The 10270-nt window shown below is 36.9% G+C and carries 8 protein-coding genes; all 8 read right to left on the reverse strand.

Translation table 11 applies throughout. The annotated features are described in order from the left end of the window. Window positions 1–95: 95 nt before the first annotated feature. The 8 genes from HMPREF1865_RS03635 to HMPREF1865_RS03670 all read right to left on the reverse strand — a co-directional run bounded on the left by HMPREF1865_RS03635 (window position 96) and on the right by HMPREF1865_RS03670 (window position 10024). Complete coding sequence (locus HMPREF1865_RS03635) at window positions 96–728, reverse strand: hypothetical protein (RefSeq protein ID WP_060919222.1); 633 nt, start codon at window positions 726–728, stop codon at window positions 96–98. A 37-nt stretch (window positions 729–765) separates the two neighbouring features. Then, window positions 766–2454 (reverse strand): glutamine--tRNA ligase/YqeY domain fusion protein, encoded by a 1689-nt coding sequence (locus tag HMPREF1865_RS03640; RefSeq protein ID WP_060919223.1) that lies wholly within the window; start codon window positions 2452–2454, stop codon window positions 766–768. A gap of 82 nt (window positions 2455–2536) precedes the next feature. Then, the gene (locus HMPREF1865_RS03645) at window positions 2537–3586 is read right to left on the reverse strand and encodes a 2-hydroxyacid dehydrogenase (RefSeq protein WP_060919224.1); all 1050 of its coding nucleotides are present in this window, start codon (window positions 3584–3586) and stop codon (window positions 2537–2539) included. A 123-nt stretch (window positions 3587–3709) separates the two neighbouring features. After that, window positions 3710–4177, reverse strand: a complete 468-nt coding sequence (mscL, locus tag HMPREF1865_RS03650; protein ID WP_004696554.1) for a large conductance mechanosensitive channel protein MscL — start codon at window positions 4175–4177, stop codon at window positions 3710–3712. A 284-nt stretch (window positions 4178–4461) separates the two neighbouring features. Beyond that, window positions 4462–6129, reverse strand: coding sequence for an ATP-dependent nuclease (locus HMPREF1865_RS03655; RefSeq protein WP_060919225.1), 1668 nt, complete (start codon window positions 6127–6129; stop codon window positions 4462–4464). A 171-nt stretch (window positions 6130–6300) separates the two neighbouring features. Next, window positions 6301–7188, reverse strand: a complete 888-nt coding sequence (locus HMPREF1865_RS03660) for a DMT family transporter (protein WP_004696559.1) — start codon at window positions 7186–7188, stop codon at window positions 6301–6303. A 212-nt stretch (window positions 7189–7400) separates the two neighbouring features. Next, window positions 7401–8900 carry a threonine synthase gene (gene thrC / locus HMPREF1865_RS03665; protein ID WP_060919226.1) on the reverse strand — a complete coding sequence of 500 codons (1500 nt, stop codon included), beginning with the start codon at window positions 8898–8900 and terminating at the stop codon, window positions 7401–7403. 182 nt (window positions 8901–9082) lie between these two features. Further along, a complete protein-coding gene (locus HMPREF1865_RS03670) occupies window positions 9083–10024 on the reverse strand; it encodes a Dyp-type peroxidase (RefSeq protein ID WP_004698572.1) in 942 nt (313 codons plus the stop codon). Window positions 10025–10270 lie beyond the last annotated feature (246 nt).

The following is a 10270-nucleotide window of genomic DNA, read 5'->3' on the forward strand; positions in this document are numbered from 1 at the left end:
ATTTCCTCTAATGAGAATAATTCCTATAGGCTCATAGTACTCTTGATGAGAAAAATTGTCAAGAATATTTGATATATATTTTCAATAATTATTAATTATTTGGTATGTAATAAACCTTTAACTTTAGGGAATACAACACTATCATTAGCTTCGTCAACAGCAATTAAATGAGCATTTGGTCCTGTATATTTATCTTCAGAAATACTAATATGTAATATCTCATTATAAGAATTATTATTAGCTATGCTTTTATATTTCAATGTGCCTTCATAGGCATTGCCTTGTTTTGCCAATGGATTTATTACCGTGAAAGTACCAAGTACAGGGCTATCGCCATTGTTAATAGCAGCTGCTAAGGCTCCAAGAGATGAAGAATCTGTATTCATATACTTTGCTTCACTCATGCGACTGGATAACTGTTTTCCTAACACAACATTAGCATAAACAGCATATTGCATTTCATTCTCGTTTTTAATATTTAATGTATATACATCTGCAGAAGACGCGCCCGCCTCAAGAAGTACAGACTTAATATCTTTTTTGCCCTCCCCAGCAAACAACGCTTTAGGATTATTTTGATACATAGTAACGCCTTCAGGCAATTTAACACCTTGATATGTTACAGTTTGACTTCTATTTAAAATGGACTTAATATTCGCTGCGGAACCCGTAGCAGGCATAGATACCAACACAGCCGCTACCGTAGCAAGTAGTACTATTTTTTTCATTTTTCTCCTCATGAAAGCATTAATATAATGCGTTATGCTATTTTTTTTGTGCCTTAGCCCAACTATCGCGTAAACCAACAATACGGTTCACTACAATATGGTCTGAAGTACTGTCTTTATCAGTAACAAAGTAACCTTGACGCAAGAATTGGAAATGATCCCCTGGTACAGTTGTAGCAAGGCATGCTTCCCCTTTACTCTTGAATACTTGTAAGGACTCATGATTAAAATCACCTAAGAAGTCCTTACCATCAGAATCTTCTTTTAGCAAGTAATCGTACAAGCGGGATTCAATATCTACTGCAGTAGACGCTTCAACCCAATGTAATGTGCCCTTAACCTTACGTGTACAACCGCTACCGCTCTTAGTTTCAGGATCATATGTACAGTGAATTTCTGTAATATTACCATTTTCATCTTTAATAACATCAGTGCATGTAATGAAATAAGCTCCTTTCAAGCGTACTTCTTTGCCTGGTGCTAAGCGGAAAAATTTCTTAACTGGTTCTTCCATAAAGTCACTGCGTTCGATATAGATTTCACGGCCAAATACAACTTCACGATTACCAAGTTCTTCATTTTCAGGGTTGTTTTCAATGGTACAAAGTTCAGTTTGACCTTCTGGATAGTTTGTAATAACAACTTTCACAGGATCAATAACAACCATAGGACGTGTAGCTTTGAATTTCAAATCTTCACGGATACAGAACTCAAGCAAAGCAATGTCAACAATACTATCAGCCTTAGCTACACCAATGCGCTCACAGAAATCGCGAATAGATTCTGGTGTATAACCACGGCGGCGCAATCCTGAAATTGTCGGCATACGAGGATCATCCCAACCAGCTACGAGTCCAGCCTCAACAAGAGCACGTAATTTACGTTTGGACATAACCATTTTAGTTACATTTAAACGAGCAAATTCAATTTGTTGAGGGATTTCAGTATCATCCCATTCCTCTAACACCCAATCATATAATGGTCGGTGAACTTCAAATTCTAATGTACAAATAGAATGCGTAATACGTTCGATAGCATCTTCAATAGGATGGGCAAAATCATACATAGGATAAATTTTCCACTCATTACCCGTATTATGATGCTCTGTATTTACAATACGATAAATAACAGGGTCACGCATTACGATATTAGGATGCGCCATATCGATTTTTGCACGCAATACCTTTTCCCCATCTTTATATTTACCAGCTTTCATTTCTTCGAAGAGCATCAAATTTTCTTCTACACTACGATCACGGTATGGACTATTGACACCAGGAGTAGAGAAATCGCCACGATTTTGTTTAATTTCATCTGCAGTTTGATCATCTACATAAGCCTTGCCAAGCGTGATTAATTTCTTAGCATACTCATACATTTGGCCAAAATAATCAGATGCATAGCGTGGTTGTTCATTCCATTCAAATCCAAGCCATTTAACGTCTTCCATGATGGAGTTTACATATTCGACATCTTCTTTTACAGGATTTGTATCATCAAAGCGAAGATTTGTTAAACCATTGCATTGTTTACCAATACCAAAGTTTAGGCAAATAGATTTAGCATGTCCAATATGCAAGTAACCATTTGGTTCTGGTGGAAAACGAGTCAATACACGCCCACCGTATTTGCCAGTTTCGTTATCTTTGTTGATAATAGCTTCAATAAAGTTAACAGATACAACTTCTTCAGGAGCTACATCTTTTTCAATGTCTTTATGTTCCAACGTTCTTACCTCCATAGGAAAAATATTCTTTTATTTTACCATACTTTGTATAAAACCGCATATCTTTTAATGTCTTGCACTGTTAGTCGAAATCGGTTAAATCAACGCCAGCCTTTTTAAGCTCTTCTAGCGCAGACTCTACATCCATTTGAGGTTTCTTGTAGTTCACTTCTTCGTTCACACATGTTTTTAACGGTTTCTTATGAACGCCGGCAATAATATTATCTGCTGTCAAAATAGACATGTCATAACGAGTCCTATCTGTGTAAGAGCCAATATGTGGTACAATGAGGCAATTTTCTACATCTAATAATGGATGATCCACGGGTAATGGTTCTGGATCCGTCACATCGAGGGCTGCATAATCGATTTCACCCGTTTTAAGTGCATTGATAAGTGCCTTTGTATCTACGATAGGTCCACGACCAACGTTAACGAATAATGCAGTATTCTTCATTTTCTTGAAGAATGCTTCATCACACATATGATAGGTTTCATCTGTCAATGGAGCCATAACACAAACTACATCACTAGTAGCTAAAAGGTCATCTAGCTCCATATAAGTAGTCTTGTGAATCTTATCATCCAAGCGTTGATTACGATTATGATATACAACAGTCATACCAAACGCACGGGCGCGGCGAGAAATAGACACGCCGATAGCCCCCATGCCAATGATACCAAGAGTGCGACGACTTAAATCAAAACCTTTAATATTAGAAGGTCTTTGAGCCCAACGACCGTCTTTTACAAAGTTAGCATTTTCTATAATACGACGACTAGCCGTGGCAATCAAGGTAAATGCAAGTTCTGCTACCGTTTCATTTAGAACACCTGGTGTATTGCCATAAGGAATGCCTGCTGCTGTTAGTTCATCAATGTTTACATTATCATAGCCTACGGCCGCTTGTGCTATAACCTTTAAATTTGGCGCATTCTTTACAAGATCAGCATCTACATCTAAAGGTCGTACACACCATAAACCATCTGCATCAACGAGCCATTCCTTCAGTACCTCACGAGGCATCACTGTTTTTTCAGTCCATTGGCGCACATCTACATGCTCTTTTAAATATGCAATCGCATCTTTGCGAACCAGTCCATTTACTACTACTAGAGGTTTCTTTTCCATATATATCCCTCCCTAAAAAATTCTATATATTATAATTATATTTTATACTAGAAAGCTAACGTAATACAACAAAAAGGAGTAAGGCTAAAACCTCACTCCTTTTATGTATAATTTAAATTTGAACTAGTTCAAATCTGCAGTACAGTTAGGACATTTAACTGCATTAATATTGATTTCAGATTTACAGAATTGACATTCTTTCGTTGTAGGTGCTTCTGCAACTTCCTCTTCTTTTGCGGATTTCATCATTTTAGCCAAACCACGGACCATCAAGAATACAACAAATGCCAAAATCAAGAATTGAATCAAATCAGTAATAAATGTACCATATGGCAATACAGATCCAGCTGCACGAGCTGTAGCAATATCAGCGCCAGCCATGAATGCATCTTTAGAACCTGTGCTCAATGGCAAATACAAATTACTAAAATCAATACCACCTGTGAATACACTGAGAACAGGCATGAATAGGTTGTTTACAACAGAATTAACCAATGCTGTGAAAGCAGCACCAATAATCATACCAATAGCTAGGTCCATCATATTGCCTTTGAAAGCAAATGCTTTAAAGTCGTTTAAAAAGTCTTTCATTTTCATACTCCTAGATACGTTTAATTGAGAATGCATTAATAACAGTACTAATCATAAAATAAAGATAAAAAGATGTCAAGAAATTTCGATGTAGTTTTTATAATTTAGTTAATATAGTTTTACATAATTCTATCTATTATTGTAATAAATCACGTATCATGCGTATTTTTTACACCATATTTCCTATGCCTACACTCTAAAACGCTATGTTACATACTAAAAAATAGAGCCTAACCAAACTTTGGTCAGACTCTATTAATTAGATGTAATAATGTATTGCTCCATTAACCTAAACCTAGCGAAAGAAGTTTAGCACGCTCTATTACTGCAATAAATGCAGGTGGTATCATGGAAGCATCTAAGAATTGACTAATACGACGCCCTACAATTACCCCTTTATTGGCATAGAACCAAGAGAAGTAATAAATATGTAAATCATCTAACTTACGATCCGAAATATTCGATAAACATCGTTGTACAATTTGACTTTTAGTAATACCTAGTTTTGCATAACCTCGACGTGCCATGTCCTTTGTTACCATTGGCCGAGCATCATCAATAATATCCTTGATAATGGCATCCATTATGGAACGCTTGTGCATCGCAAGCAAATACGATACAAAATCCATTTCAAAACAAATTTCTTGTGTGTAAAATATATTGCTATGTGCTTTTGCATACTTTCCCTCTACATCTCGATCATAGAGAGCTACTGTTGGAATAGAGAATCTATTAAATAATTTTTGTAATTTACTAATAGAAGACTCTCCTCGGGCATTGATAAGACAGATGCCAAAGTAATCAAAATCTACACCCAATCGTTTACCAAAACCTGCAAAGCTACCGTACTCTGTCTCTCCTTCTACAATGATAATACACCGAGCGTAGAGCGCCTCCTTAGCCTCTGGAAAATGCATAATCAAATGTTTCTCTACCTCTTTAGGGAAGTTAAACGTAACCCCACAGGCTGCACAGACCATATTATTTTCATTCCGATAAAGGCGAATAATGTGCCGATAATCATCAACAAGCGCATCTGTACTATGTGTAACTACAAAAAGTTGTCCTAACAATCCATCAATTTTAAATACATCTCGCAACAACGCTAAGAATTCTTCATTTTCATTAGTTGCAATTTGGCGGTAATAATTGAGCACAGCGCGTTGCAAATAAGGGCTTAAATGTAGCTCTGGCTCATCCACACTGATAAAGATTGGTAAAAACTTGCGACCTTTTCCATCATATACAAGTAAAGCTTCTAGATTTGTAGTCGCACTACTCACCTTCATATAAATTTGAGCTAAAATTTTAAGAGCCACAGCCATTATTAAACGCACATTATCAGCAGAATACTTGCGTTCTATAGCAGAAGATGTCGACAACACCTCTATAAGGTGTTGAATATTGAGCATACAATAGGGATCTAAATCCTTGCGTAAACTGACAATTTCACGCTGCAAATCATCAGTCGCCATTTCTAATCGAGATACATAAGCTTGTAAGAGATGTCCTAATTCAACATATACAGCAGAGGGTATAGAAAATAGCTCTTGCTCTGATGTATCGCGATGACACACATATAAGGCATGACGAATCATAGATAACGCCATAGGTTCAATTCCTGCATCAGTGACTCTGTATAATCGTGGATATACCTCTTGTACGACTTGTTCAAGTCGTAAACGGTAGGTGGGGCCTTCATCAGCAGTATACATGCTTTTATAATTTAACTCACCTAAAGATATTTCAAAATCAATGCGGATAGGCTTGTTTACATCCGTGAAATCACTTTCAATGAACCCATGGCACTCCATGATAATTTCTAAGAGATCTAGAAAATTAGACTTACCCACCGCATTCTCACCGACAAAGTAATTAATATCATTGTGAAAGCTTAGCGTTACATCGGCTAAGTTCCTATAGTTTTCAATATGCATCCATTTTATATACATAGCTCCTCCGTCTGTAGCTACTTTCAAAATGAAAGAGCTCTAGTATATTTCATTACCACAAATCACTAACTAATACCCTTGTATTATCTCTTTTATGTAAAAAGGTGCTAATCACGAATGTAATCAGCACCCCACTGTCATATACAATCTGATATTGTATATATTCGACATTTATTTGATTTTATCCTCTATGACCTTGCCCTCTCTTAATGGACCACTCTGTTCTTTAAGACGAGCCAACATAACAGAAGATATAAACATGGCAATACCAGCGCCCACTGTTGCTATAGATAAGCTTTCACCAAAGATCAAGAACCCGTAGAAGGAACTAATAAATACGCCAACGTATTGCAAGAATTGAGCCACTACAGCATTGGTCGTAACAAAGGCTCCGGTCAAGAAAAACTGAGCCACTACACTAATACCACCGATAGCAAAGATAATGAGCCAATCTGTACCTTGAGGCATAACGAGCTGTTCTGTAGTGACGAGGCCCGCAATCATACCAGTGATCATAAAATAGGCCATAATTTCAAAATTACTATGTTGTCCGCGTTTACTAATAGTTCGTATTGTCGTATAAGCCGCCGCCGCCAGAGCAGCACCTAAAATTGCTACCAAGGCATACCAAGAAAATGATTCATAACTAAAAGGATTTACCATTACTAAGACAGCAATCAAAATGACTCCGAGCCATTTACCAGCCCCTTTTGGTATCGATTCCTTCAGAAACAGCGCACTAAAGATAAAAACAAATATTCCAGTCGTCTGAAATAAAATTGTTGCATCAGATAATTTTATGTGTACCAAAGCGATAAAATTACATACCATGCCAAAACCGCCATATAGGCCACGCATGACGAGGAGCCCTCTATCCTCTTTTGAAAAACGGATTCCCTTCACATACATGATAATGAGCACAGCAACAGTCCCAAAGAATCCACGGGCAAAAGCGATCTCCCCAGGTGGAATATTCGTCCCCAACAGTTTTACGAATACATTCATCGTACTAAACAAAAGTGCAGATAACAATGCATATATAAGGCCTTTTTTAGCCATAGCCCCTCCTATAATTATATTTCTCTATATAATTATAAATCCATATTTCTATAAATAATGGATACATCAATACATACTAACAAAATTCCATATCATATATGATGAATGTTAATTTAATGAGAAAATGAATTTAATTGGTTAATCAATAAAAAATAATTACTCAATAAAAAACATATAGATATGCCGCCCTTCTAATGAAAGGCGGCATTGTATTATTTAGAGAATGTATCTACAAAATCTAAGATTTCTTGTTTCATATTCTCTTTGTCGATTGCTTTTGTAAAGCGCAATGGTTTGGATTGTAAGGCTTTCAATTGTTTAGGGAAGGCAACACCCGTTACAGCAGAGATATTCTCTAAGCTTTCATAAGGAGTCTCGCCTACCTTGATATCCAATGCCTCACAGATTGGTGTAGGGAATTTAAATGGATGTGCTGTAGATGCAATCACTGTATGACGAGCGCCATCTTCAGGATGCTTCTCCAACTCCTTCATATACGCCCCCATAGCAACCGCCGTGTGAGGATCCATTACATAACCGTAAGAATTGTATACTTGTTCAATGATTGCTTTCGTTTCTTCATCATCCACATAGGCACCAGCAAAATCAGTCTTAACACGTTTAAACTCTTCTTCATTAACAGTTAATTTGCCTGTTGTTTTAAGATCTTTCATCCATCCGGCTGTGCGTTCGCTATCTTCACCAGAAATATAATATAAGAATCGTTCAAAGTTAGAGGATTCAAGAATATCCATGGATGGAGAAATCGTCGTATAGAATGGACGGTTCATATCGTAGGTACCATTTTCAAAGAAGTCAGTAAGTACGTTGTTTTGATTAGATGCACAAATCAATTTACCGATAGGAATCCCCATTTTTTTAGCATAGTAAGCAGCCAAAATATTACCGAAGTTACCAGTTGGAACTACAACGTTGAAAGCTTCGTCTTCATGGATTGCACCTTGTGCAACCAGTTCAGCATAGGCATTTACATAGTAAACTACTTGTGGAGCTAAACGACCAATATTGATAGAGTTCGCACTGGAGAACATAACCCCTTTTTCAGCAACCTCTTCAGCAGTCGCTTTATCAACAAAGAGGCGTTTCAAGAATTGTTGAGCATCGTCAAAATTACCATGAATAGCCGTAACATTAACATTCTCCCCTTCTTGTTTTTGCATTTGTTCCGCTTGCATAGGACTAACGCCATCAGTCGGGTAGAATACTTGAATATGAGTTCCCGGTACATCCTTGAAGCCTTCAAGAGCTGCTTTACCAGTATCACCAGATGTAGCGGTTAAGATAAGAACTTCTTTTTTCTCGCCCTCGGCCTCTTTAGCAGCTACTAAGAGATATGGAAATAAAGACAAAGCCATATCTTTGAAAGCTTGTGTGCGACCATGGAATAGTTCCAATACAGAAACCTTTTCCAATAAAGAGTGTAATGGTGCAATATCACGGGTGCTGAAATTAGCATCGCAGTAAGCAGAATTAATCATTTCATTTAAATGAGCTTCGGAAAAGCATGGAAACAACTTTGCTAAAACAACGGCTGCTACTTCTTGGTAGTTTTTATCTTTCACATCATTGTAAGTTAAGCAGTTTGTAGGGAATAAAGATGGTACATATAGGCCACCATCCTCTGCCAATCCGTGCAACAATGCATATGTTTCATTTACCGCAACGGTACCGCGGGTGCTAGTATAATTCATAGAATACCTCATTTATAACTACAATGGATTTTTACGAGTTTAATAGATTTATTATAGCATAAAAGCGCCCACTTGGGGCGCTTTCTATAGAATTATATAATAAATTTTAATCTGATAGATAAAACTAAACATTACTAACTAATTAGATAAATGTTTAGTCTCCACTATCAATCAGAAATCCCTTATAATTCACCTTCTGCAATAGCATCCAATGTATCAAGAGACGGAATGAAAAATAGCATGCCCGTAATAGGCTTGGAATAATCAAGCAATTTATCATTTTGTGTAAACATATTGGTAAGCATTGTTTTGGTCACATCCCAGTAACGAGCATAACCTATAAAGTATGTGCCTCGAACACCTTGACCAGGTTGAGCAAATGGAACATTCATACGAACGATCTTATGTTCTTCATCATCACGATTATCTTGAGCCACTACATTATGAGCTGCCGGATCTTTTTCATCATCCTCCAATTCGATATCACTAAATTTGCGACGACCAATGAATTTTTCTTGCATTTCTGTAGGAAGTGCACGCCATGCATCAAGATCATGTTCATATTTCTGTGCAAATGCATAAGAACCATTAGTAAATTCAGGATCTTCATCTCCAATAACGCCCCACTCTACAGCCTCTTGGCCAACAGGGTTTTCCGTACCATCAACGAAATCAATAATCGCACGACCTTGTTCGTAGTGGAAGCCATGGGTCTCATCTACAACAGATGTAATAGGGCGTAAGAACTCCATAATTTGATCTACTACAGTATACGTAACAGATTCATCATTAGAGCGGACATGCAAAAATAAGTCAGCTGCTACAGCTGGTACATCTTGTTTATCACCTTTTATGCCTTGGAAGTCTTCTAACTCTTTTGGTACCGGTGCATTAGGGAACAAATAATCCCATGCCTTACGGCTAAAGCCAAAGGCAATGCCCAAACCTTCCCCATTAGCGCGAATACTAACAGAACGTTTAATGGCTTGAATACGATCTGCCATATCTTGAATCACTTCAAGTTCTGCCTCATAATCTTTACGGTTTAATAACAAAGTGGTGAAGTTGACACTTTGGCCAGCATCTTTATACACATCTTGTGTTCTAGAAACATCTACTGCCATTTGGTACCTCCTAGTGAGAAAAACTATTATAAAACCATCATAAGCTATTATAGTTTTACTGTCTATAAAATATATTATATTGTATCAATACTATATTCAATTAATATCAAAGTTTATAAACTTAATTGAATCAATGACTACTCGTTTGAGAAAAATAGGATTAAACCACAACGTATTTTAACCATGTAAATAACTATGTAAAGGTTAAAAAGATATGATGAATTGTAAAATATATTGCGACAAATA

The sequence above is a fragment of the Veillonella parvula genome, assembly GCF_001553335.1.
GTDB classification, from domain to species: domain Bacteria; phylum Bacillota; class Negativicutes; order Veillonellales; family Veillonellaceae; genus Veillonella; species Veillonella parvula_S.